This window comes from Streptomyces sp. SAJ15 (genome assembly GCF_007595705.1).
Taxonomy (GTDB): Bacteria; Actinomycetota; Actinomycetes; order Streptomycetales; family Streptomycetaceae; genus Streptomyces.
This window is the reverse complement of sequence record NZ_NISY01000002.1, coordinates 164,358-187,332: the sequence shown is the minus strand read 5'-3', so window position 1 is coordinate 187,332 and position 22,975 is coordinate 164,358. Positions and strand designations below refer to the sequence as shown.

General features: G+C 67.7%; 18 protein-coding genes and 1 pseudogene. 11 read left to right on the top strand and 8 right to left on the bottom strand.

Features of this window, described 5'->3' with window-relative positions; genetic code table 11:
• Positions 1-87: 87 nt before the first annotated feature.
• From CD790_RS35590 to CD790_RS35570, 6 genes and pseudogenes are all read left to right on the top strand, one after another.
• Positions 88-933 carry a hypothetical protein gene (locus CD790_RS35590; RefSeq protein ID WP_260867377.1) on the top strand — a complete coding sequence of 282 codons (846 nt, stop codon included), beginning with the start codon at positions 88-90 and terminating at the stop codon, positions 931-933.
• Positions 900-1,145, top strand: a pseudogene (locus CD790_RS35585) (3'-5' exonuclease); the annotation flags it as partial. The gene CD790_RS35590 and the pseudogene CD790_RS35585, both read left to right, overlap by 34 nt.
• A 137-nt stretch (positions 1,146-1,282) precedes the next feature.
• Positions 1,283-1,681 carry an effector-associated constant component EACC1 gene (locus CD790_RS06315; RefSeq protein WP_144382052.1) on the top strand — a complete coding sequence of 133 codons (399 nt, stop codon included), beginning with the start codon at positions 1,283-1,285 and terminating at the stop codon, positions 1,679-1,681.
• The gene (locus CD790_RS35580) at positions 1,678-2,343 is read left to right on the top strand and encodes a caspase, EACC1-associated type (protein WP_260867375.1); all 666 of its coding nucleotides are present in this window, start codon (positions 1,678-1,680) and stop codon (positions 2,341-2,343) included. The genes CD790_RS06315 and CD790_RS35580 overlap by 4 nt, the downstream gene beginning before the upstream one ends.
• Before the next feature lie 38 nt (positions 2,344-2,381).
• On the top strand, positions 2,382-4,169 hold the full coding sequence (locus tag CD790_RS35575) for an AAA domain-containing protein (protein ID WP_260867374.1): 1,788 nt from the start codon (positions 2,382-2,384) through the stop codon (positions 4,167-4,169).
• Positions 4,055-5,593, top strand: coding sequence for a DEAD/DEAH box helicase (locus CD790_RS35570; RefSeq protein ID WP_260867373.1), 1,539 nt, complete (start codon positions 4,055-4,057; stop codon positions 5,591-5,593). Before CD790_RS35575 ends, CD790_RS35570 begins: the two co-directional genes overlap by 115 nt.
• A gap of 692 nt (positions 5,594-6,285) precedes the next feature.
• On the opposite strand, the gene CD790_RS06305 is transcribed toward CD790_RS35570, so the two are convergent.
• The 4 genes from CD790_RS06305 to CD790_RS06290 form a co-directional block, all read right to left on the bottom strand.
• Entirely contained in the window at positions 6,286-7,317 is a 1,032-nt protein-coding gene (locus CD790_RS06305) for a LacI family DNA-binding transcriptional regulator (protein ID WP_144382051.1), read from the bottom strand.
• 74 nt (positions 7,318-7,391) lie between these two features.
• A complete protein-coding gene (locus CD790_RS06300; RefSeq protein ID WP_144382050.1) occupies positions 7,392-8,228 on the bottom strand; it encodes an ATP-binding cassette domain-containing protein in 837 nt (278 codons plus the stop codon).
• A complete protein-coding gene (locus CD790_RS06295) occupies positions 8,225-9,238 on the bottom strand; it encodes an ABC transporter permease (protein ID WP_144382049.1) in 1,014 nt (337 codons plus the stop codon). Before CD790_RS06295 ends, CD790_RS06300 begins: the two co-directional genes overlap by 4 nt.
• A 143-nt stretch (positions 9,239-9,381) precedes the next feature.
• The gene (locus CD790_RS06290; protein WP_144382048.1) at positions 9,382-10,398 is read right to left on the bottom strand and encodes a sugar ABC transporter substrate-binding protein; all 1,017 of its coding nucleotides are present in this window, start codon (positions 10,396-10,398) and stop codon (positions 9,382-9,384) included.
• A gap of 266 nt (positions 10,399-10,664) precedes the next feature.
• Between CD790_RS06290 and CD790_RS06285 the strand changes: the two genes are divergently transcribed.
• The 3 genes from CD790_RS06285 (at position 10,665) to CD790_RS06275 (ending at position 14,733) form a co-directional block, all read left to right on the top strand.
• The gene (locus tag CD790_RS06285; RefSeq protein ID WP_144382047.1) at positions 10,665-11,627 is read left to right on the top strand and encodes a carbohydrate kinase; all 963 of its coding nucleotides are present in this window, start codon (positions 10,665-10,667) and stop codon (positions 11,625-11,627) included.
• A gap of 221 nt (positions 11,628-11,848) precedes the next feature.
• Positions 11,849-14,410 carry a glycoside hydrolase family 32 protein gene (locus CD790_RS06280; protein WP_144382046.1) on the top strand — a complete coding sequence of 854 codons (2,562 nt, stop codon included), beginning with the start codon at positions 11,849-11,851 and terminating at the stop codon, positions 14,408-14,410.
• A 29-nt stretch (positions 14,411-14,439) separates the two neighbouring features.
• On the top strand, positions 14,440-14,733 hold the full coding sequence (locus CD790_RS06275) for a putative quinol monooxygenase (RefSeq protein WP_144382045.1): 294 nt from the start codon (positions 14,440-14,442) through the stop codon (positions 14,731-14,733).
• Positions 14,734-15,255: 522 nt separating this feature from the next.
• Here the strand turns inward: CD790_RS06275 and CD790_RS06270 are convergent.
• Together CD790_RS06270 and CD790_RS06265 are read right to left on the bottom strand one after the other, a co-directional pair.
• Complete coding sequence (locus CD790_RS06270) at positions 15,256-16,743, bottom strand: UvrD-helicase domain-containing protein (RefSeq protein ID WP_144382044.1); 1,488 nt, start codon at positions 16,741-16,743, stop codon at positions 15,256-15,258.
• Positions 16,740-18,908 carry an ATP-dependent endonuclease gene (locus tag CD790_RS06265; protein ID WP_186318902.1) on the bottom strand — a complete coding sequence of 723 codons (2,169 nt, stop codon included), beginning with the start codon at positions 18,906-18,908 and terminating at the stop codon, positions 16,740-16,742. Before CD790_RS06265 ends, CD790_RS06270 begins: the two co-directional genes overlap by 4 nt.
• Before the next feature lie 696 nt (positions 18,909-19,604).
• Here CD790_RS06265 and CD790_RS06260 point away from each other — a divergent pair.
• Complete coding sequence (locus tag CD790_RS06260; RefSeq protein WP_144382042.1) at positions 19,605-20,117, top strand: hypothetical protein; 513 nt, start codon at positions 19,605-19,607, stop codon at positions 20,115-20,117.
• Between the two features lie 173 nt (positions 20,118-20,290).
• On the top strand, positions 20,291-20,686 hold the full coding sequence (locus tag CD790_RS06255; protein WP_144382041.1) for a hypothetical protein: 396 nt from the start codon (positions 20,291-20,293) through the stop codon (positions 20,684-20,686).
• Positions 20,687-20,695: 9 nt separating this feature from the next.
• On the opposite strand, the gene CD790_RS35565 is transcribed toward CD790_RS06255, so the two are convergent.
• Positions 20,696-21,064, bottom strand: coding sequence for a transposase (locus CD790_RS35565; RefSeq protein WP_260867460.1), 369 nt, complete (start codon positions 21,062-21,064; stop codon positions 20,696-20,698).
• 9 nt (positions 21,065-21,073) lie between these two features.
• Positions 21,074-21,433 carry a transposase gene (locus tag CD790_RS35560; RefSeq protein WP_260867372.1) on the bottom strand — a complete coding sequence of 120 codons (360 nt, stop codon included), beginning with the start codon at positions 21,431-21,433 and terminating at the stop codon, positions 21,074-21,076.
• Between the last annotated feature and the right edge of the window lie 1,542 nt (positions 21,434-22,975).

The following is a 22,975-nucleotide window of genomic DNA, read 5'->3' as shown; positions in this document are numbered from 1 at the left end:
AACCCGGTGAGCAGGCCCGCCATTGTCGCCCATGTCGTACGGTGAGCAACCGAAGGTCGGCACACGTCACCGGTCCTGGGAGCGCTCATGGCGACACTGGGAATCCACAAGGACTTCCTTCTGGAGTTCGCCAAGCTGGAGAAACCCGTCCAGAAGCGGATGTACGAGGTCTTCGACAAGTTCCGCGAGCACCGGCACGCCGGGCTTCACCTGGAGAAGCTGGAGAGGCCCCGAGACCCCAGGATCCGCGCCATCCGCATCACCAAGTTCATGCAGGGAGTCGTTCTCGCACCGGAGACCGGTGACAGCTACCTGCTCCTCAAGGTGATGCCGCACGACGACGCCATCGACTGGGCGCTGAGTCACCGGCCACGGTCAACTCGGCGACTCAGGGCATCGAACTGCGCGACGACATCGCGCTGGAACAGGCAACCGCACACGTGCGGCGGGCCGTACCCGCAGCGGACACACGCCTCTTCTCCCACATGGCCAGCCCGAGCAGCCGCACGGCCGGGAGCAGGACGAGCTCGCCGCCGCGATGGTGCGGTGGTCGCCCTGCACCGCGCCCTCCACCTGGCCCGCCGGCTGCCCACCGACGCCCCGGACGGGGCGATCCTACTCACGACCTACACCCGGGATCTGGCAGCCGACCTGCGACGCGATCTCGAACTACTCATCCCCGACGAGGCGCTCGCGGCGAAGATCCGCGTCGTCAACGTCGATGCACTGGCCAACCAGACCGTTCGCGAGGAACACGGCAGTCAGCTCACCATCCTGACCGGCCAGAAGGAGATCCACTCTCGCTGGAACCGGATCGCCCGCCACCTCGGCGTCGAGTTCACCGACGCCTTCCTCGACCAGGAATGGCGAGTGTGCTCGGCACCTCGCGCGAGGGCGGGGACGGCGTCCGCATCGGCACGGTGCACCGGATGAAGGGGCTGGAGTTCCGCTGCGTCGCCGTGGCGGGCGTCAGCGACGGAGTGGTCCCGCTGGCTGTGGCGCTGGCACCGAAAGAGGTCGATGCACAACAGCACCGAGACGACGTGCTGGGCGAACTGAACCTCCTTTTCGTCGCCTGCACCCGTGCCCGGGAAGAACTGCGGGTTTCCTGGCACGGGGCACCGAGCCCGTTTCTCGCGATCTGACACCGCGTCGCACGTGAGCCGGTTTCACGCCAATGACCGACCGCTTTCCAGACATCATCGAGCTCGGGAGACGTGTCCCCCGATATCCTCCCCGCTTCCGTGTGGCCATAGCACGGGGGACCGAAAGGGCTTAGGTGATGAGTACGATCCGCACGGGGCCGGCCGGCTGGCGCGTCTCCATCGTCGACGAGGACCCCCTGCGCGCCCGGCGCGAGGCACGGGAACTCCTGGACGCGGTCGCCAACGCTGACCCCTCGGCCGCTCTCGACGTCCCCGGCCGGACAGGCGCCCGGGACACCGACAAGGGCGGAGCGGTCACCGACCTGATCGGCCTGGTGTTCAGCGGGGGCTCCCTGATCGCCGCAGGTCTGCAGATATGGCTGAGCCGTGTGCCACAGCGCACGATCGTCGTCACCCGCCCGGACGGAGCCACGCTGCGTATCAGCGGCAAGGAGGCGCGTGCCGACGATGAACAGGTCGCGCGGTTCCTCGCCGGCGGCGCCCCAGCCGAAGAAGGCACCCAGGGCGCTCGATGAGCGACAACGACCGGTATGCCATGCTCATCGGCGTCTCGACGTACGACAGCGACGCCTACCACGACCTCCCACCGGTCCGGGCCGACCTGCACTACATGCGGGCCGTGCTCGAGAGTACCGAGATAGGGATGTACAACGACTGCGCGATGGTCGCCGAGCCCACCCGTGCGGAAATGCTGCACGCCATCGAATCCTTTCTGGAGGAACGGCAGACGAGCGAGACCGCTCTGCTCTACTTCAGCGGGCACGGCGAATTCTGCGAGATCGATAACCAGCTGTACTTCTTGACGCGCGACACTGATCCGGCCGACCTTCCGGGCACCGCCGTACCGGCGGAGTTCCTCGAGCGCATGCTGCAGTCCTGCCGCGCGTCCTCGAAGATCGTGCTGCTGGACTGCTGTGCCAGCGGCAGCGTCGTACAGGGCTGGACAGCGAAGGGCAGCGCCGACAGCGAAGAGCGGCCGGTACCCAGTACGCTCCTCCGACCCACCGGGGTGTACTTCATCACCGCCTCCGATGCCCTGCAGACCGCGTCCGCGATGGCACCGGCCGGCTCCTCGCTGAGGACGTCCCGGTTCACGGGGGAGATCGTCGAGGGGCTGCGCTCCGGGAGGATCAAGGACAGCGGACGAACACTCCGGATGACCTCTTCGAGTACCTGACGTCCCAGATGACGCGCAACGGCGTGCCGGAGGACCAGATGCCCACCAAATCGACGTTCAGGGCCACCCGTAGCCTGCCCTTCGCCCGGTCCGTGGCCCGGCAGGTGCACTTGCCCGCCCTCCCCGGTGACGGGGCACGGACAGTCGAGTCGTCGCAGCGATCCCGCGCCCTGCTCAAGGCACGTGAGCTCGCCTCCTTGGACGCCCGGGACGGCGTGGACTGGCAACGGCTGCTGCACTACTACGTGCACTGCCTGGGCGCGACAGCTGCCGCCGGGATGCTGCCCGACCGGGACACCGGGCGGAACTCGAACTACTTCCTGCTGGGCAACGCGGCGGAGACGATCCAGTCGGGGCTCGCCTCGGCACTTCCCGCGCCACCCGGCCTGCCCAGGCCCCGGAATCCGGCGGCCGGAGGCCCCTCAGCACCACCGGACAGCTCGGATTCGCTGCAGGAGTACTGGTACGGCTATCCGGCGGTCACCCTGCCATCCGGGGACGGAGGTGGCCGACGGCGCACGGCGATGAGAATCGCGCCCCTGCTCATCCAGCCGATGGAACTCGTACCGGACGAGGAGGGCCGCGACACCCTCCGTCCCAGCGGCGTGCCCGCGCTGCACACCGGGGTGGTCACCGAGATCCTCGCGGACGACGACGCGGCAGACCTGATGGCCCGGTGGCAGCCCACCTGGCAGGAGGGCAACACCGCCCAGATGCTCCGAGCCGTACGAGAGCTGCTCCAGGCGTTGGAGCTGCCGGAGCTGGAACCCCTGGACCTCGCCGCCCTCAGCGACCGGTCGGTGATGCAGACCCTTCGACCCGGCGCGCACAACGCCGGGGTGCTGCTCGCGCCATCCGGAAAGGACCGCGCCGCGACCGAGGGACTGGTCGACAACCTGCTCCAGATCTCGGCGCGTACCGGACAGATCCCCGGTACTGCCCTCGACGCGCTGGTGAACCCGGAGGAGGGAGACAGGGACGACGCCGGGGCCGTGCTCGTGGTCGCCCCGGGTCCGTGCAACGAGAGCCAGGAACAAGTGGTCGCCTCGACGATGACCCGGCGGCTCACCGTCGCCACCGGTCCGCCCGGCACCGGGAAGAGCGAGGTCGTCACGGCTGTCGTAGCGACCGCCGTCGCCGCCGGGCAGTCGGTCCTGGTGGCGTCCACGAACAACGAGGCGGTCAACGTCGTGGCCGAGCGCTGCGACGACATCGCGCCCGGTCTGCTGATGCGGACGGGCAACTCGGAAGCACTGCTCGCGGAAGCGACCAAGCTGGAACGGCTGCTCGCCGAGCCCGCGTCGGCCCCACGTCGTGGCCCCGCGACCGTGGCCGGGGAGCTGCGGAACACCCGGACTCGCGCTGCCAGCGACCGGGCAGAGGCAGCGCGCCTTATCACCGAAGAGGGACAGCTCCTGGCCTTGCTGCGGGACCGGGCGGAGCGGGCCGTGCAACTGGGACTGCCCGTGGCCCTGCTGTCGGCGGCAGGGCCCACGACGCGGCTTTCGACCTGGCTAAGTGGAACGGGCGAGCCCGGCAGGCGGCCGGTGCTCGCTGGCTGTTCCCACGCTCACGCAGACGGCGGGCGCTCGACGCGCTGCTCATGGCCATGGCTCCGGACCCCGGGCAGTCATGGCCAGACCGGCCGGGCTGGACGGCCGAACGGCCGGTGCCGCCTGCGCTGCTCACCGCCCTGGCCGACACTGTTGAGGTGGAACGGGCGTTCAGGGCGCTCGTGGCCGGGCAGGTGCGACAGGACGAGCGGCAGCTGGAAAACGGCCGGCTGGAGACGGCTGCCGCCCTGGCCCGGCTGTCAGCCGAGCTGACCGAGTCCGTCTCCGCGGAGGCGCTGGCCCGTGGGCGGGGGCTGATGGGCCAGCGGCTGCAGACGCTGCGCAACAAGCGGGGTACGCGCAAGAGCCAGCGCAATCTCCTGCAGCACATCAAGGGGTGGGCGATCAGTACCCATTCCGTCAGGCAACTGGAACTGCTCCCGAAGCTGTTCGATCTCGTGGTGATCGACGAGGCCAGCCAGTGCTCCATCCCCTCGGTGCTGCCCCTGTTGTTCCGCGCCCGGCGCGCACTGATCATCGGGGATCCGATGCAGCTGGGTCACATCCCCGGGGTCTCCCCTCAGCAGGAGCGGCAGGCCCGCATCCGGGCCGGGCTGAGCGCGGCGCTGCTGGAGGACCGTCGGCTCACCTACCACGTGCACTCCTCGTACCACGCGGCCGCCCAGCATGGTGAGTCCGCGCTCCTCCTGGACGAGCACTACCGCTGCCACCCGCAGATCGCCAATGTGGTCAACGGCTACTGCTATGCAGGGCAGCTCCAAGTACTCACCGACGTACGGCGGCAGGTGTCGGCGCTGGATCCGGTGGGAGGGGTCGATCCGGCCCCGGTGCTGGGCTGGCTGGACGTACCGCACGGCCTGTCGGCGCGCGGCCGTGGCGGACAGTCCTGGCGCAACGAGGCGGAGGCCGAAGCCGTCCGCGACGTGGTGAGCGAACTGCTCGCACGGCTGCCGCAGCACGCCACGGTCGGGGTGGTGACGCCCTTCCGGGCTCAGAAGGAGGCATTGGAGCGCCTGCTTCAGGAGGATGAGGCCCCCAACCGCGTGCAGGTGGGAACCGTGCACGCCTTCCAGGGCCGACAGCGCGACGTGATGGTGCTGAGTCCGGTGGCCACCGTCAACACCCCTCCGCCGACGACGCACTGGGTGGCGAGCCAGGTCAATCTGTGGAACGTGGCCGTCACTCGCACGAAGTCGCAGCTGATCACCATGGGCAGTCAGGCCTTCTGGCTGGCACAGACAGGGCTTCCGGCGCTGCTCGCAGGACGATCGGCCGTGCTGCGGCCGATCTCCGGCCCGGCCGAGGCCCCCCGCCACGGCAGTCCGGCGGGCGGCGGTGCCCAGACGGCACGCGAGGAACTCGCCGACCGGCTCCAGCAATACCTCGGGACGCGGGGCGTCACGGACCTGGAACGCGGGGCGATGGTCGGAGGACACCCCGTGGACCTGCTGTTCACGACGGACGGTGAGAACACCGCGGTGCTCATCGACCCCGGCCCCCCGTCCGGCCTGGATCCCGCGCGCCACCTGCGGCTCACGCATGTCCGGGCCGGTCTGCTGGTAGGGCTTCCGTCGGGCGGGGCCGGTGCGAAACCAGGACCGGTGGCGCGGGCGATACGGGTGCCCGCCTGGCGCATTCTCGCTGGGGAGGCACATCTGGCGCCTCTACTCGGTTGAGCCTCCGGTAGGCCACTTCCGCGTGTGGCCGGGCTGGGAGTACGGGAACGTACAGCGGTCCGGCCCATGGCGGCTCCCCCTGGCACTGCCTTCGACCCGTCATCTTCCGCCGTGGTCGACCATATCCGGTACGGGTCGAGCGAACCGCCGGAATCCGAGAGGGTCCAGGTCAGCCCCCTACTTCACCAGCCCCAGGATCGCCACGCACTCCACATGGTGCTTCATCGCAAACATGTCAATAGAAAACATGTCAAAGAAAACTGCAGGTCAACGCCCCGTAGAGAACATATCGGGCACGCTGCTGATGTGCGTTACGTGCAGAGTGGCGGTACGTGCGATGCGCTGACGCACTTGGCCGTCTCCCTGAAACCTCGGACGCACCCGAACAATGACAACGTCCGGAACGGCCGTGACGACGGGCTGCCGCCAGTCCCGCGCCGTCGTCCGGATCACGGGGACGCTCAGCGCGCCCCTCATCGGAGGAGTGGCGGTCGCCTGCAACTCACTCATCGACAGCACCCGCGGCCCCCTGGAGCAGGCGGCCGACGACTGCCTCGACGCCCTCGGCCAGATCGGCGGGAAGGCCGTCTGCGCACGTATGGCCAAGGCCGCCCGGGTCGAACTCGCCGCGACGTACGACAGTGCCACCTGCCAGGAAGGCTCGCGCTGGGCCAGGACGGACGCGCCCCTGGTCAAGCCCCCCGTGAGCCGGGCGCGGGTTGCTCGCCCGATCCTCGGACGATCAGTCGGGTGGGTACGGTGACGGTGTGGGCGCGGGAGCGGTCGCCGTCGAGTCGGGTCAGGGCGGTAGTCGCCGCTGTTCTGCCAAGTTCCTCGGGGTCCTGGGCGACGACGGTCAGGGCCGGTTCGAGGGCCTCGGCCAGGGATACGTCGTCGAAGGCGACGACGGCCACGTGCTTGCGCATGCTGCGGGCCAGTTCGGTCACGATGCCCAGCGCCATGATGTTGTTGCCCGCGAACAGGGCCGTGGGGGGATCGGCCAGGTCGAGCAGCTGGGAGGTCGCGGCTTCGGCCCCTTGCTGGTCGTGGGCGTTGACGACGAGCGAGCGGTCGTAGGGGATGCCGGCTTCCTCCAGAGCCGAGCGGTAGCCGGCCAGACGTTCGCGGCGGGTGTACAGCTTCTGGGGCAGGTCGCCGACGAAGCCGATGCGCCGGTGGCCATGGGCGATGAGGTGGGCGACGCCTTCGTGGGCTCCGGCCCGATTGGAGCTGACGATGCTGTCCGTGGCGAGGCCGACGCCGGGACGGTCGAGGAAGATCACGGGCAGTCCCGCCGTACGGTGGGACTTGAGGTGGGAGTGGTCGGCGCCGATGGACGGCACGACGATCAGGATGCTGACCCGCCGGGCGAGGAACTTGTCGGTCAGGGCACGTTCGCGCTCGGGGTCGTCCGCGGAGGAGCCCATGAGCAGGGTCAGGCCGCGTTCGCGGACGGTGTCCTCGATGGCGCGGGCCACGGCTCCGAAGAAGGGGTTGGCGAGGTCGGGGATGACCAGTCCGATGGTGGTGTCCGGGCCGCCGACGCGGATGTTGCGGGCCATGAGGTTCGGCTGGAAGCCGAGTTTGGCCACTGCGGCGAGTACCTGTTCCCTGGTCTGCGCGGAGGCGGGCCCGTCCTCGTTGAGGACTCGGGAGACCGTCTTGGCGCTGACGCCGACTTCTCGGGCGACGTCGGCCAAGGTGGGGCGGCGGTTCGCTGCCATAGAGAAACCGTCTCCTGAGGGCTCTCGGTTCCGGCCGCGGCCTCGGCCGGAACTGCGAGAGCGGGGTCGTGCTGTCAGATGGCCTGGACGCCGGCGGCCCTCGCGGCTTCCGAATCCGCTACGACAGTGTCTCCGGCCTCGTCGATGCTGAGTGCGCCGGTCATGATAGCGACGACCTCTGCCATGGAGTAGTCCGAGGGCCTGATCACCGCGGCGCGCCGGCCGAGGCGGTGGACGTGGATCCGGTCGGCGATCTCGAAGACGTGCGGCATGTTGTGGCTGATCAGGACGACCGGCATGCCCTTGTCCCGGACCCGGCGGATGAGGTCCAGGACCTGGCCGGACTCCTTCACGCCGAGCGCGGCGGTGGGTTCGTCCATAACGACGACGCTGCTGGCCCAGGCGACGGAACGGGCGACCGCGACCGCCTGCCGCTGTCCGCCGGAGAGGGTCTCCACCGCCTGTGTCAGCGAGCGCAGACCGATCTTCAGGTCGGCCATGTGCTCGGCGGCCTCCTGGCGCATGCGCTTCTTGTCCAGCATGCGGAAGACACTGCCGAGGACACCGGGGCGGCGGAGTTCGCGCCCGAGGAACATGTTCGAGGCGATGTCCATCGAGGCGGCCACGGCGAGGTCCTGGTAGACCGTCTCGATGCCGTGGGCGCGTGCGCTCTGCGGACCGGAGAAGGTGATGGGCTCGCCGTTGAGGCGGATCTCGCCCGCGTCGGGAACCACCGCACCGGTGAGCGCCTTGATCAGACTGGTCTTGCCGGCTCCGTTGTCACCGATGACCGCGAGCACCTCACCGGGCATCAGGTCGAAGTCGGCCCCGTCGATCGCGGTGACGTGACCGTAGCGTTTGACCAGACCGCGGGCCTGCAGCACGGGCATGGGGGAGGAAATGGCGGTCATCGGGCCTTCTTCCGGGAGATCTGGTCGACGGTCACCGCGAGAATCACCAGGACGCCGGTGATCAGCGTCTGATAGATGGAGGCGACGCCCATCAGCTGTAGACCGTTGCGGAAGACACCGACGATGAGGACGCCGATGAAGGTGCCCAGGACCGAACCGCGTCCGCCAAAGAGGCTGGTGCCGCCGAGGACCACGGCGGTGATGCTGTCGAGGTTGTCGGTCTGGCCGGCCTGCGGGTCGCCGACTCCGGTGCGGGAGATGAGCAGCAGGGCGGCTATGCCGTACAGCAGACCCGCCACCGTGTAGATGCCTATGGTCAGGCGCGAGGTGCGGATGCCGTTCAGTCGTGCCGCTTCCTGGCTGTTGCCCAGGGCGTAGACGTGCCGGCCCCAGCCGGTGCTGCTCAACGCGTAGGCGAGAAGCAGGAACAGGGCGATGGTGACCACGGAGCCGTAGGTGATGTCGGTGTGGCCGAGCGGGAAGGTCTCGCCGAGGGCTGTCAGCGGGCCGGGCAGGTTCGTGACCGTCTGCTCCTCGGAGTAGATGTGGGTCAGCGCGAACGCCACGTTCAGCATTCCGAGGGTGACGATGAACGGCGGCAGCGGGATCTTCTGCACCAGCAGCCCGTTGAGCAGCCCGAAGCCACCGCAGACGGTGATGCCCAGCGCGATGGCGACGAGCGGGGGCAGGGAGCCCTCGGCGGCCATCTTGGCGATCACGATGCTTCCGAACGCCATCACGGCACCGCAGGAGAGGTCGATGCCCGCCGTGAGGATGATCAGGGTCTGGCCGATGGCGAGAGTGCCGACGACCATGACCTGCTGGACGATCAGCGAGAAGTTCCCGCCGGTGAGGAACTGTTCGGTCGAGAGCGAGAAGAAGGCGCAGGCCAGGAGGAGGGCGACCAGGGGGCCGGTGGTCGGCGCCGTGAGCAGTCTGCGAACCGTGGTCGGTGCTGTGAGGCCAGCGTACGGCGAGGATGTGCCCGGGGGCGTGGACGTGGCGGTCATGCGAAGTCCTTGTCGGAAACAGAAGTCGTTGTCCTTCCTTGGCGGAGGACAAGAGGACGAGCGGGTGGCCGTCCCCCGGTCAGCCGGAAGGGACGGCCACCCCGCTGAGGGGACAGGCGGTGTCGTACGGTCCTCGGGGCGGCTCAGCCCCAGCAGTTCTCCAGGCCGTAGGCGGTGTCCTTGGACGTGACCCCGGCCTGCGTCTTGTCGGTGATCAGGGTGACGCCCGTGTCGGTGTAACCGGACGCCTTCTTGCCGTCCTTGGCGTACGTCACGACGGCCTTGACGCCCTCGGCGGCCATCTTCAGCGGGTACTGCTGGGAAGTGGCGGCGATCTTGCCGTCCTTGACGGCCTGGGTGCCGGTGCAGCCGCCGTCGACGGAGACGATCAGGACGTCCTTCTCCCGGCCCTTGGCCTTGAGCGCGGTGTAGACACCCAGCGCAGCCGGCTCGTTGACGGTGTAGACGACATTGATGCCGGGTTCCTTCTGGAGACAGTTCTCCATCGCCGTCTGTCCCTTGGCCTGATCGCCACCGGTGTCCTGGGCACAGAGGATGTCCTTGTCGGTGGCGCCGAAGCCCTTCAGGAAACCGTCGTGGCGCTGGACACCGACGGAGACGCCCGGCGCCAGGTCGAGGGTGGCGATCTTCGCGCTCTTGCCCTTCATGGCAGCCTTGGCGTACTCGCCGATCAGCTCGCCGGCCTTCACGTTGTCGGTGGCGAAGAGGGCGTCGACCGCGCTCTCGGGGTCGGTCGGGGAGTCGAGGGCGATGACCAGGACGCCCTTGGCCCGGGCCTTCTGGATCGCGGGCACGATCGCTTTGGAGTCGCTCGGGGTGATCAGGATGCCCTTCACCCCGGCGGCGACCATGTTCTCGATGGCGGTGACCTGTCCGGCATTGTCCCCGTCGAACTTTCCTGCGGCGGTGGACAGTTCGGCACCGTTCTCCTTGGCGGCCTTCTCCGCGCCCTCCTTCATCTTCACGAAGAACGGGTTGGTGTCGGTCTTGGTGATCAGGCCGACCTTGACGCCGCCCGAGCCGGAGCTCGTGGAGCCCGTTCCGGAGCCGGAGCCGCAGGCCGTCAGGGTGAGGGCCGCGACGACCGTGGCCGCGGCGGCTCTGAGCAGGGAGGAGGACAGGCGAGTAGTGCGAGACATGATCGGCTCCTGTGGGATAGCGAGCGGCACGGGATGGGGAGGAGAGCATGCCGCTCGGGGTGTCATCGTTGACTTATGTCATCGTTGACACTGCCTGGCGAGGATGATGGACTCCGGATCCCGGCAACGTCAATGCCTTCGCCTCGTCACAAATCGGCAACGTCCGTAGCCTCGTTCTCCGCGCAGCCGGTCAGCGGCCGCGTCGCCGCGCCGCCCTTGCCCGGTCTTTCCGAGCCCTTCCGAACCTTTCCGAGAGAGAGCAGCCCATGAGCCCGCGTCAGATCACCGTTCTGGGAGAGTGCGTCGCAGACGCCTTCACCGAACCGGCGAACACCTCGAGCGAACTCGCCCTGCGGGTGCTGCCGGGCGGCGGACCCGCGAACACGGCGGTGGCTCTGGCCCGCCTCGACACCCCGGCCCGCTTCCTCGCGCGCTTGTCCGGGGACGTGTTCGGCCGCCTGTTCCGGGCGCATCTGGAGGCATCCGGCGTGGACCTGTCGTGCGCCGTCGCCGCCGGCGAGCCCAGCACGCTGGCCGTGGCGGAGCTGGACGCCCAGGGGCAGGCCGCGTACTCCTTCCATGCGCAGAACACGGCCGACTGGCAGTGGACCCAGGGGGAACTGGCGAGGGTGGACCTGTCCGAGACGGCGTGTGTGCACACCGGGTCACTGGCTCTGGTCCGGGAACCCGGCGGGGCGGTCATCGAGGAGTTCCTGGCAGCGGCCTCTCGGCAGACCACCGTCAGCATCGACCCCAACGTCCGGCCGCTGCTGGTGCGCCCCGAGGTCTACCGCGACCGGCTGACGCGCTGGTGCGGCCTCGCCGACATCCTGCGGCTGAGCGAGGACGACCTGGAGCTGCTCCTGCCGGGCACCCCGCCCGAGCAGGCGTGCAACACCTGGCACGCCGCCGGGGTCCGCCTCGTCGTGATCACGCTCGGCGCCGAGGGCGCCCTGGCCTCGCTCGACGACGAGCGACTCCGACTGCCCGCGGTGGCCACACGGGTGGTCGACACGGTCGGCGCGGGGGATTCCTTCACGGCCGGGCTGCTGCACCACCTGGGCAACCGCGGACTCCTCGGCGGCCGTTTGGCCGGTGTCGGCCTCGAAGATGTCGCGGAAGCCTGCCGGTTCGCCACCCGCGTCGCGGCCCTGACCTGCTCCGCCGTCGGCCCCAACCCGCCGTGGCGGAGCCAGTTGGAGCAGTTCGCGACGGCCGGTGGCGTCTGACGCGCGGGCAGCCCGTGCCGGGCAATCCCGCCCGGACCGTTGACGTGTCGGCCGGATCCCGCTCATCATCGGACCACTCGATGTCATCGATGACACAAGTCAACGATGACACCCTTGGTCGGCAGCGTGGGACGACGCCGTCGGCCAGGGCGTCACGTTCCGGTCGGTCCACGCCTGAGCCGCAGGCTCCGCCGGTGGACGGCCGCAGGACAGGAGACACCATGAGCTCTGGACGTGTATCCCGGCGCGCCCGCGTGCGGATGATCGCGGCGGTGGCGACCGTCTGCGCCCTGGCCGCAGCGCCGCCGGCCCCTCAGGCCGTGGCCGCCGACACCGCGCCGTACTCCGAGACCTACCGGCCCCAGTTCCACTTCACACCGGAGAAGAACTGGATGAACGACCCCAACGGCCTTGTGTACTACAAGGGCGAGTACCACCTCTTCTACCAGTACAACCCCAACGGCAACTCCTGGGGAGACATGTCCTGGGGGCATGCGGTGAGCCAGGACCTCACACACTGGAAGGAGTTGCCGCTCGCCCTGTCGCACGACGCCAAGGAGATGGTGTTCTCCGGCAGTGCGGTCGTCGACTGGAACAACACCACCGGGTTCGGCACGGAGCAGGACCCGGCCATGGTGGCGATCTACACGAGCCACGCCAAGGACTCGGGCTTCCAGGCGCAGTCGCTCGCGTACAGCACCGATCGCGGCCGCACCTGGACCAAGTACCAGGGCAATCCGGTCATCGACATCGGCTCCAAGGACTTCCGCGACCCCAAGGTCCAGTGGTACGCGCCGACGCAGAGCTGGCTGATGACGGTGTCACTGTCCGCCGAGCACAAGGTGCGGTTCTACACGTCCAGGAACCTCAAGGACTGGACAGCGCAGAGCGACTTCGGGCCGGCCGGCGCTACGGGCGGCGTATGGGAATGCCCTGACCTGTTCCCCCTCGCGGTCGACGGGGACCCGAAGAAGATCAAGTGGGTCCTTGTCGTCAACATCAACCCCGGCGGTATCGCCGGGGGTTCGGCCGCCCAGTACTTCATCGGAGACTTCGACGGCAAGAAGTTCACCGCCGAGGACAAAGGCAGCTACATCCCGCCCACCGGCACGATGGTGCAGGACTTCGAGGGCACGGACTTCGGATCGTGGACGGCCACGGGCACCGCGTTCGGTCTGGCGCCGGCAGCCGGGGCGGTGGACGGCCAGACCACGGTCGACGGGTTTGACGGCCAGGGCCTCGCCAACAGCTTCCACTCGGGCGACGGCAGCACCGGCACCCTGACCTCGCCCTCCTTCACGGTGGTCAACAAGTACCTGAACTTCAAGGTCGGTGGGGGCCGGCACCCGCACGTGGACGGCACCGTCATGGAGCAGGGAGAGCCGCCCGCGGGCACGGTCATAGCCGACTTCGAGGGCGGCACGTACGACGACTGGACGACCACCGGGAACGCCTTCGGCGCCGCACCCGCCACTGGCACCCTCCCCAACCAGCAGGAGTTATCCGGCTACCGGGGAAGCGGCCTGGTCAACAGCTACCTGAACGGCGACTCCACAACGGGCACCCTCACCTCGCCGGAATTCACCATCGACAAGGACTACGTCAACTTCCTTGTCGGCGGCGGCAACCACCCCGCCGGCTGCGACAACCTGACCGCCGTCGAGCTCCTCGTCGACGGCCAGGCGGTCCACAGCACCACCGGACAGGACGCCGAAGCACTCAACTGGGCCTCCTGGGACGTCAAGGACCTCGCGGGCAAGAAGGCGCAGATCAGAATCGTCGACGACAACACCGGCGGCTGGGGCCACATCAACGTCGACCACATCATGCTCTCGGACACCCAGGCCCAACCCGTTTCCCAGGAGACCTCCGTCAACCTGATCGTCGACGGAAAGATCGTCCGCAGCACGACCGGCTCCAACAGCGAGACTCTGGACTGGGCCTCCTTCGACACGCGCCCCTACGTCGGCAAGAAGGCACAGATCCAGATCGTCGACATGAACACCGCCGGCGGGGGCCACCTCCTCGCCGACCAGTTCACCACCGCCGACACCCCCGCGAAATCCGCCGCACAGCGCGCCGACTGGGCCGACTACGGCAAGGACTACTACGCCGCGGTGTCCTGGGAGAACGCACCGGGTGGCAAGCGGTACATGATCGGTTGGATGAACAACTGGGACTACAGCGGCGCCATCCCCACGTCACCCTGGCGTGGCATGCAGAGCATCCCCCGGGAGATGGCCCTGCGCACCGTCGACGGCCGCGTCCGGCTGACCAGCCGGCCCGTGAACAGCGTGACGTCCCTGCGGCAGGGGCACCCGGCGTCCGCGACCGACGTCACCGTCGAGAACACCTCCAAGACCTTGATCGGCCCCGCGGCCCAGGGCAAGGCCCTCGACATCGAGGCGACCTTCTCCCTCAAGGACGCCGACCGGTTCGGCCTGAAGGTGCGCACCGGAGCCAGGGGGGAGGAGACCGTCATCGGCTACGACACCACGCCACAGGAGCTGTACGTCGACCGCGCCCACTCCGGCGCCGTCGACTTCAACAGCACCTTCCCCGGCGTCCAGACCGCACCGCTGAAGGTCGACAACGGCAAGGTGAAACTGCGGATCCTCGTCGACTGGTCGTCGGTCGAGGTCTTCGGCGGCAGAGGCGAAGCCGCCATCACCGACCAGATCTTCCCCGACCCCGCCAGCCAGGGCGTGCAGGTCTTCGCGGAGAACGGGTCGGTGAAGCTGGACAAGGCCGTCGTCTGGCACCTCGACTCCGCCCACAACTGACGCCCCACGACCGACAAGGACACAAGACCGTGAAGAAGACCCTGCTCGCCGAGTTCACCGCACGCGAGGGAGTGCACGACGAGGTCGCCCGCCTGATCGGGGACTACGCCCTGAAGGTGCGCGAGGAAGAAGGCAACCTCGCCTTCGACGTCTACACCAAGACAGCCGACCCGCGCGCCTTCTGGATCTTCGAGGTGTACCGGGACGAGGACGCTTTCCAGACGCACCTGAAGGCCCCGTACGGCAGCCCCTTCAACACCGCACTCGCCCCGCTGATCGAGGAGGATGCCTCGGTGCTGACCTTCCTCGATCCGGTGACCTGACGGCTGCTCGATCCGGCGACCTGGCGTCGGCCGGGCCCGCGATGCGGGCCTGGCCCTTGCCGGTCGCGCCTCCCCCCAGCATGACCTGCAGATCAGCCAGGTGACGCTCCATCAGAACGAACGTAAAATGAGCGATCGTGAGCGTCATTTCGGCGTCAAGATATCGCCCGTAACGCCCACACCACACATAAATGCGCGCGCACAAAACCGTAGGTCAGCCCCCCCTACTTCACCGGCTCCAGCACCGCCACGTACTCCACATGGTGCGTCATCGGAAAGACGTCACGTCATGTGGAGCGAAGAGAAAGCCCAGGTCAGAGACCCTTTTTCAGCTCTTTGAGTGGCCGTTTGGGCCGTCGGAGCGTCAAACGAGCGTCACGCGCAGCGCCGTACGATTGCAGAAAGGCCAACGAATGCCGGCGTTGGACGGTACTCCCAACGGTCTCTGGGGGAGGCTCGCACCAGCGACCTGGCACGGCGTCGCGATCAGGACCGTCCTTGGTCCTGCAAGCTACCCTCCGTTTACACCGCTAGACTGCGGACTCGTGCCCTGGTGAGTGCGACATAGAGCGAGCGGTGAGCCTCGTCGGTGGGATCGAGCCCCTCTCGGAGCACGGCGGCGTCAGACTCTTCCAGTCTCACCCCGACCCTCGCCCACTCCCTGCCCTTCGCCTGGTGGCACGTCAGGCCGAGAACAAGTCGCTCCTGCGCGTCCTCCAACCGCAAGCGCAGGTTACCGAGAGCCTTGCGCGGTGTCCGCTTCTGGCTCTCCGACGGCTCGAAGTGCGTCTTCGCGACCACGCTCTCCGTCAAGGCGGTCCAGACTTCGCCGAGGTCGTCCTGGCTCGCCAGTCGCTGAAGAGCAGTCTCTAGGTCCGGACGCAGCCTCTCGAACGTTTCAGCTTCTTCGATGCCCAGTGTGGACCGAGCATCGCTGAGAAATGCGGCGGGCAGACCAAAGGAACTCTGGGTTAGCTCGTTCAGGAGCAAGGTGCACACTGCCTCCTGGAACGGTCCTGATGGCTGCTTGACGGCCAGCGGGAGGATGTGGGGGCTCCCGTCCCACAGCGTCTTCCAGCGCCGTGCGAGGACGACTTCGACGTCTCGTACCGCACCCGCGGGAAGCGCCACCGGCTCCCTGCGGCGCAGTCGGCGTGCCAGTGATGCCTGGTCGGTACTGCCCTGCCATCTGAACGACGTCTGGAGTTCGAGGCGCTCGAATTTCAGCAGCTCGATGAGCCGGCGCACGCTCTGCGGACGGGCGCCACGAAAGGCGTAGAGGGCTTGCCAGGGGTCTCCCACCAGAGTGACGGCCAGTCCCGCTTCCGCCGCGATGCCAATGATCTCCACGTCCAGCTCGTTCGCGTCGTAGACCTCGTCGACGAGTAGGGACCTGATCGTCATGGCGAAGTAGGTCGTCACGTGGGCGCGGATACGGTCAATGCGGAGGGCCGCGTGCAGGACCTCACGTACGTTCTCGTGCGTGCACCTTCCTTCGTGGACCGTAGTGGCGAAGTCTGCCGGCTTTATGTAGTTGTCCGGCTTCGGCTCAGATAGGTAGGTGGTGCTGACCTGGGTGCCCACGAGGCGGAGAGCGGGCTTCGCGGTAGTGCGGATGGTGGGGAAGTGTGTCCGCCATGTGTCCAGCACCTCCAGCTCCTCGTGGCCACCTGGCCACTGGAGGACCCCAGACCGCAGGAGGTGGGTGAGTAGGTCGTTCAGGATGGTGTCGAGGGTGATGATGCGATGGGGCCACGCCAAGGCTGAAGGGCCCCACTGTCGAAGCACGCGGCTACGTATCTCCTCAGTGGCCGAGCGTGTGAAGCTGACCGCCACAACCGCCCGGTGGTCGGTCGTGCGCGCGAAGCGGTGCAGGCCAAAGCGCTGTTGGGAGACGGTCGTCTTCCCGGATCCGGGAAACGCCTCTACATAGACGAGGCGGTTAGGGCTCGCGGCGGTAAGGAGCTGCTCCGGCGTAAGACCGCGCGTGCCAGGCCAGCGACTACTCATCGGAAACCGTCATTCGATGTGTGGCTGTTGGCCAGCCCCTCAGGGGAGGGCTGCCAGTACTGGAGTTCCTCCCATGGCGGCGCGTCCGGATCCGGCACGGCGGAGTCCGGCGGCTCAGGGATCGGATCGTGTCCGGTTGCTTCCGCCCACGCCATCTCTTCCTTCTGCCAATCATCCGGCCAGTGGAACTCCACTTCGTCAACGGCCTGTTGCTCATCCATGTCCCGTTGGTCGTCCAGCACGAGCCAGTCCGGCTCATCAATGTGCTCACAAGGGTCGGTCTCATCGGCCGGCATGGGCGGGTACAGGAACTCGAAAAGCCGCCGCATGTGATCGGGCACGGTCGGAAGGCGCGACGCCTGCTCGGGACCTGCTTCGTTGGCTTTTGCCAGGACACCGGCGAAGGCAAGCGCAAAGTCGCCCTTCTTACTGGAACCCAGCCCTGCTGGGACGCCGGGCTTCCCGTCCTTGCTCGCCCGAGCACTGCGGAACAGTTCATATACCGTCCGGGCCGTTACGAGCGGCTCGTGCAGGTCCACTTCGAGTAGGGCCGTCTCGATCAAGCCCTCGTTACCATCAGTGATCGATGGTTCCAAGGTCGGATGGCTGACAAAGGCTTCGACGACCGAAGGATCGTGGTCGGAAAGCCAAGTCGGCTTCTTGCGCTCGTTGCTTTCGAACGGTAGATCACTGTCGACGAGGATCGCCAGTTTGGTACACAGTTCCTGACCCCGAGTCGCCAGGAGATGCGCCGGCCACTGCCCGACCTTCCATCCCATGTGGACAATGCTGAGCGCGTCGATGAATGCCTGCTTGCGTGCGTCCTCTCCGGCCCAAGTCCTGCCGAACTCCCGAAGCACGGCGGCGTCGGTGACCCCCTCGACCAGGACGAGGCGGTCGGCGAAGAGGGCGGCGGACCGACTGGCGTCCAGATGGAGCCGTGTCTTCCGCAGTGTCACGTCGCGGTGCTTGTTCGGTACAACGTCGGCGACAGCACGGCACACTCTTCCCTGCGCCGTCTGGCGTACGACGACGAGTTCCTCGGGGACGCAGGACGTGATGACGTCCGTCGCATGGCTGGAGAGGATGATCTGCAGCTCTGGCCGCTTCTTGACGGTTCTGCGCAGGTATCGGACGAGAGCGTGCTGCAACTGCGGGTGAAGGTGTGCCTCAGGCTCCTCGATGACGACCGTCGCGTGGAAGGGCTTTGCACCGAAGAAGGAGTCCTCCTCCGCCTCGGAATCGGCCTCTGCCTGTTCGGAGTTCCTGGTCGCCTGCTCGATCTGCTGGATATCCGTGAGGGGCGGCTGGTCAGCAGCGTCTTGGGGAATTTCAGTGGAGTCCGGTATCGCCGCCAGGATTACGGCGATGTGCAAGAGGTTGACGTATCCCAATCCGGACATTTCAAGGGGCCGAGCGAATCTGCGTCCCTCCATGACAGCGAGCATGATTTCCAGTACTCGAGCCAAGTAGGTGTCGTCGATGACCTGCCCGCGGATGTACGACCACTGGCGACTCACGCCAGCCGACAAGTCTGTGAGGTACCCGCCGATCCTCTTTTCGACGGCGTCGATGATGCTCTCCTTGGCGAGCTCCTCAAGGAGCTGGGAGGCCCGCGCCCGGAGTCCCACAAGGTTTCGGGTGCCGTTCAAGCGCTGCTGTTCCGCACGGAGCAGCTCAACCAGGATCCGAGCTTCGCGGCGGGCCAGTTCGTCCAGCGGACTACGCAAGGCCGGCAGATAGATCAGCTTGTACGGGTCTAGGTCCAAGGACCTACCAGGCGTTATCTCGATCTTCGAGGTAACGCTGCCGAGCCTGCGCCCCAGTGTGACACCCCAGCTCTGAGCGACACCCCCAAGGCGCTGGTGGCCAACCTCGTACAACTGGTGTCCGAGACGGCCTTCCCCGGCGAGGCTATCGCCCAGCCGGTACTCCACCTTGATGGTGCGGGTGGACCTCTCGGGTGCGAGCGTGGCGGATCCGTACCTCGGCAGGACCGGGAAGCGAGAGCCGGGATGAGCAAGGTAGAGCGCATCCGTCAGCGTCGTCTTGCCGACGCCGTTGGCTCCGATCAGCACGCTGAAACGGCCAGGTAGATGGCAGACCATCTCACCGTCTACGCTCGCCCGAAACCCACTCACCGCGATACGACTCAGGTGCATCATGCCCCCCATGGACAAGAAGTACGTGAAGTCATCATCACCCCCAGCACTGACAACGCTGCTTCTCCTTTGATCACTTGCGGCCTGAGTGTGCCTGGGTTCGATCGGACGCCGGACGACTCCCCTTGCTCTCTTCAGGATGTTCTTTCCAACAGCTCGCCCCAAGACAGTCGGCACGGGCGGGCCGTGAACGTCCACTTGAGCAGGCAAATGCCGCTATTGCGCTGGTTTCGGACGGAGCCTGCCGGCCAGGTTCTATGAGCCGGCTGGCCATGTACTCCACCGGCGCTGCTCGCAGGGGCGGCTTCGGCACCGTGCGCCCGGAAACGGGTTTCGGTGTGACCGTTCCCGGCCTCGCCGGCTCTAGGGTGGCAGCCCGCCCCGCAGCAAGCCGAGTGGAGCCCATGGTCGTGAAGTACGTGTTGACGGAGCCGCAGGCTGTCTTGCTGCGGGAGATTGCGGCGGCTACCAATGCTGTGGCTCTTCCTCCCTCCGCGATCCACACGGCCTGGGCGCTGGAGAAGCGTGGCCTCATCAAAAGGACGCGGCGCGGTAGCGGGCACACCGCGCGGGCCGGGCGACGCCTCGCGTCACCGACTGCACGTCTCTGCCCTTGCGCTCGCGCGGGCGGGCGAGATCGGCCTCACGGTTTGGTACAGGCCCCGGCACCGGCTCACCTCCCGGGGTTCAATGGACGACGTGGATCAAGACATAGTCGGACTCATCGGAACCGCCGTCGGCGGAGCTATCGGAGTCGTCGGAACCCTGGTCGGTGTTCGGCAAACCGGCAGAGAGCAGCGCCGCAGCCAGCACGAACTGTGGCGTCGACAGGTGCGCCGCGACGCCTATAGCCAGTTCATAACGCAGGCGCAGGCGGTCATCGACGCCGGCAACCTGGCGAGCAATGACCTACCGACCGTGCAGGCTGATCACGTAGACGAGCTCCAGCGGGCGGAGGATCGGCTTTGGGCTGTACGGAACACCGTGATGCTCGAAGGTCCGGGCATCATCGTTGAGGCCGCTGATCGCGTATACGACGTTGTCCAGGGTTGGACCGCTGCATTGCGCACCGTTTTGTTGGACCCTGAACCTGATCGGGTGAGAAGCGCCGCTTCGCGTGCTACCTGGGCGGGTGCTGAAGCAGAGGATGCGCTGGAGGGATTGGGCAAAGCCTGCCAAGCTTTGCTCGATGAATGGGTCTCACCGCAGTAGGCCGGGGTGATCCCCCGTCCGCCGGAACCATGCGCCGCCGCTGGGCGGCCAGAGCGAGGGCTCCCTCGCTTGAAAACTTGGTCTGGTAATGAAACCCGCAGAGTGCTCTCCCGATCGGCTGATGTCGCGTGATCTCCTGACAGATGGGAGCTGAGTCCGGTAGATGTGTGCACGTGACTGACTCCACGCCCTGCGAGCCCGCCCTCGAAGACAGCAAGCCCACGTCCTTCACCTCGAAGGCGAAAGTGCTGTACCAGAAGCACAGGGAGAAGATTCATGCCGTCGGCGGCGTGGTCGTCAGCGCGGCCCTGACTGCCGCAGTCGCCCGCCTCATGGAAGGGCGGGACGCTGAAGACGCCGACAATCAGGCGCCGTCCCTCCCTCCTGAAGCCGCGAGCGAGCCCCGTCAATCCTCCCCCGCCCCTGACCGTGACCCCTTCCTCCGAAGGCTCCCTCCCGGTCAGCGCGCCAGCGACGAGGCCAGGGCGAGGTACAGGGAACTGACAGGGGACGAGCTTCCTGATGGTTACACCGTGGTTCGCCGCTGGATGTTTGGCAAGGCAGCCTAAGACGCCATTTCACTTGGTAAGCCGACGATGACATATGAGGGTCGCGGCGATGGCGGTGAAGGCGAGGAAGTGTTCCGGCTTGCGTTCGTAGCGGCGGTGGAGGCGGCGGCAGCTGGACAGCCAGGACATGGTCCGCTCCACGACCCAGCGGTGTCGGCCCAGGCGTTGGGATGACTCGACCCCTTTACGGGCGAGACGGTGCCGGATGCCGCGGGCGGCGAGCCATTGCCGCAGGTAGCGGTAGTCGTAGCCCTTGTCGCCATGCAGCTTGCCAGGTCGTCGACGTCGCGGGTCGCGGCGGGAGCGGATGGGCGGTATGCCGCGGACCAGCGGGATGAGGGCCTGGCCTCGATCCCTTCTTGCCGCGGTCGGTCGGATTCGGTCCTGTCAGCTGCCCCCTTTGAGGGCCCGGACGCTGACGGAGTCGATCGCGCACCGCGACCAGTCCAGCTCACCCCGGGTGCCGAGTTCGTCCAGGACCAAGCGGTGGAGCTTGGCCCACACTCGGGCCTCGGTCCACTCGGTGAACCGCCGGAAGGCGGTCACCCCGGACAGACCGAAGCCCGGCGGGAGTTGGTTCCAGGTGCAGCCCGAGGTGGCCACGAAAACGATCGCGGCCAGCACTTCGCGGTCCCCTCGCCGGCGATGCCCTCCACCTTGCGGGCGGACCGGTGCCGGTGGCACCACCCGCTGGAACAACGTCCACAGCTCTTCCGGCGCCATCCGCTCGACAAGCGCAGCAGTCATCACCCCAGACTGCCGCAAGATCACCCCAACTGAAATGGCGTCTAAGGGCGACCGCCACGCCGGTGACCGCACGGACGTTGCTGAGCGCCTTGTCATTGCGATCCTCGGCCACCCGGAAGGGCGACCGCCACCCCTGGCGTTTGCGCGGTCATCGGGGCAGTACGTGTTGCGATCCTCGGCCGCTCCAAAGGGTGACCGCCAGCGTTGCGCAGGGCCCGGCCAGACTGGTTCAGCGGACCGTTGCGATCCTCGGCCGCCCCGGAGGGCGACCGCCACCCGTCAGCGAGATCCGCGAGCAGTTCGACGTGGCGGCGTTGCGATCCTCGGCCGCCCCGGGGAGCGACCGCCACAGTCGTACTCGCCTTGGAGTTCGCGGACCGTATATCGGTTGCGATCCTCGGCCGCCCCGGAGAGCGACCGCCACGTGGATCGAGCAGCAGCTCGCCCGGGGCGTGTCGCAGTTGCGATCCTCGACCGCCCCGGTAAGCGACCGCCACCGGCGTAGGTGTAGCTGCTGATACAGCCGGGGAAGTCGTTGCGATCCTCGGCCGCCCCGGAGAGCGACCGCCACCCGTCGGCAGGCAGGTAGGTGCGGTGCCACTCCAGGCCGTTGCGATCCTCGACCGCCCCGAAGGGCGACCGCCACTCGACCCCCGCATCAACCTGCGGATCGTCGCGGGCAAGTTGCGATCCTCGACCGCTCCGAAGGGCGACCGCCACCTCGCTACGTCGATGTCCATCGGCAGCTGGCGCTGGACGTTGCGACCCTCGACCGCCCCGAAGGGCGACCGCCACGTGTCTGGGGTGTCGGTCACGGGGTGGAGCATACCGAGTTGCGATCCTCGACCGCTCCAAAGGGCGACCGTCACGGTCGCACCGGTCGCAACCTCGGCAAGTGGGGCGAGTTGCGATCCTCGGCCATCCGAAGGGCGACCGCCAGGGTGAAGCCGGCCGTCGGCACGCCGTCCCAGGCGCCGTTGCGATCCTCGGCCGCCCCGGAGGACGACCGCCACCGGTCGGGGTCCGGACGCTAGCCGTGTCCGGGAACACGTTGCGATCCTCGGCCGCCCCGAAGGGCGACCGCCACGATCCCGCAGCTCCTCGATCAGCCGACGGCCGGTGTTGCGATCCTCGGCCGCCCCGGAGGGCGACCGCCACTTGTCGGGTCCGGAACCATCGTCCGGACGAAGAGGTTGCGATCCTCGGCCGCCCCGAAGGGCAACCGCCACCCTGCCAGGCCCGAGGTCACCACTCCCAGAATAGAGCGTTGCGATCCTCGGCCGCCCCGAAGGGCAACCGCCAGCGGCGTCCGACCAGGCCGGGCCGGGGCCGACCTTGTAGTTGCGATCCTCGGTCGCCTCGAAGGGCGACCGCCAGGAGCCACGGCCGGCCGTCGACCCGCTCGATGATCCGGTTGCGACCCCGGTCGCCCCGAAGGACGACCGCCAGTTGACGCCGCCACGGAACATGAGAGCGTCCTCACCGTTGCGATTCTCGGTCGCCCCGGAGGGTGACCGCCACCTCGGTCGTGAGGTGCAGCGG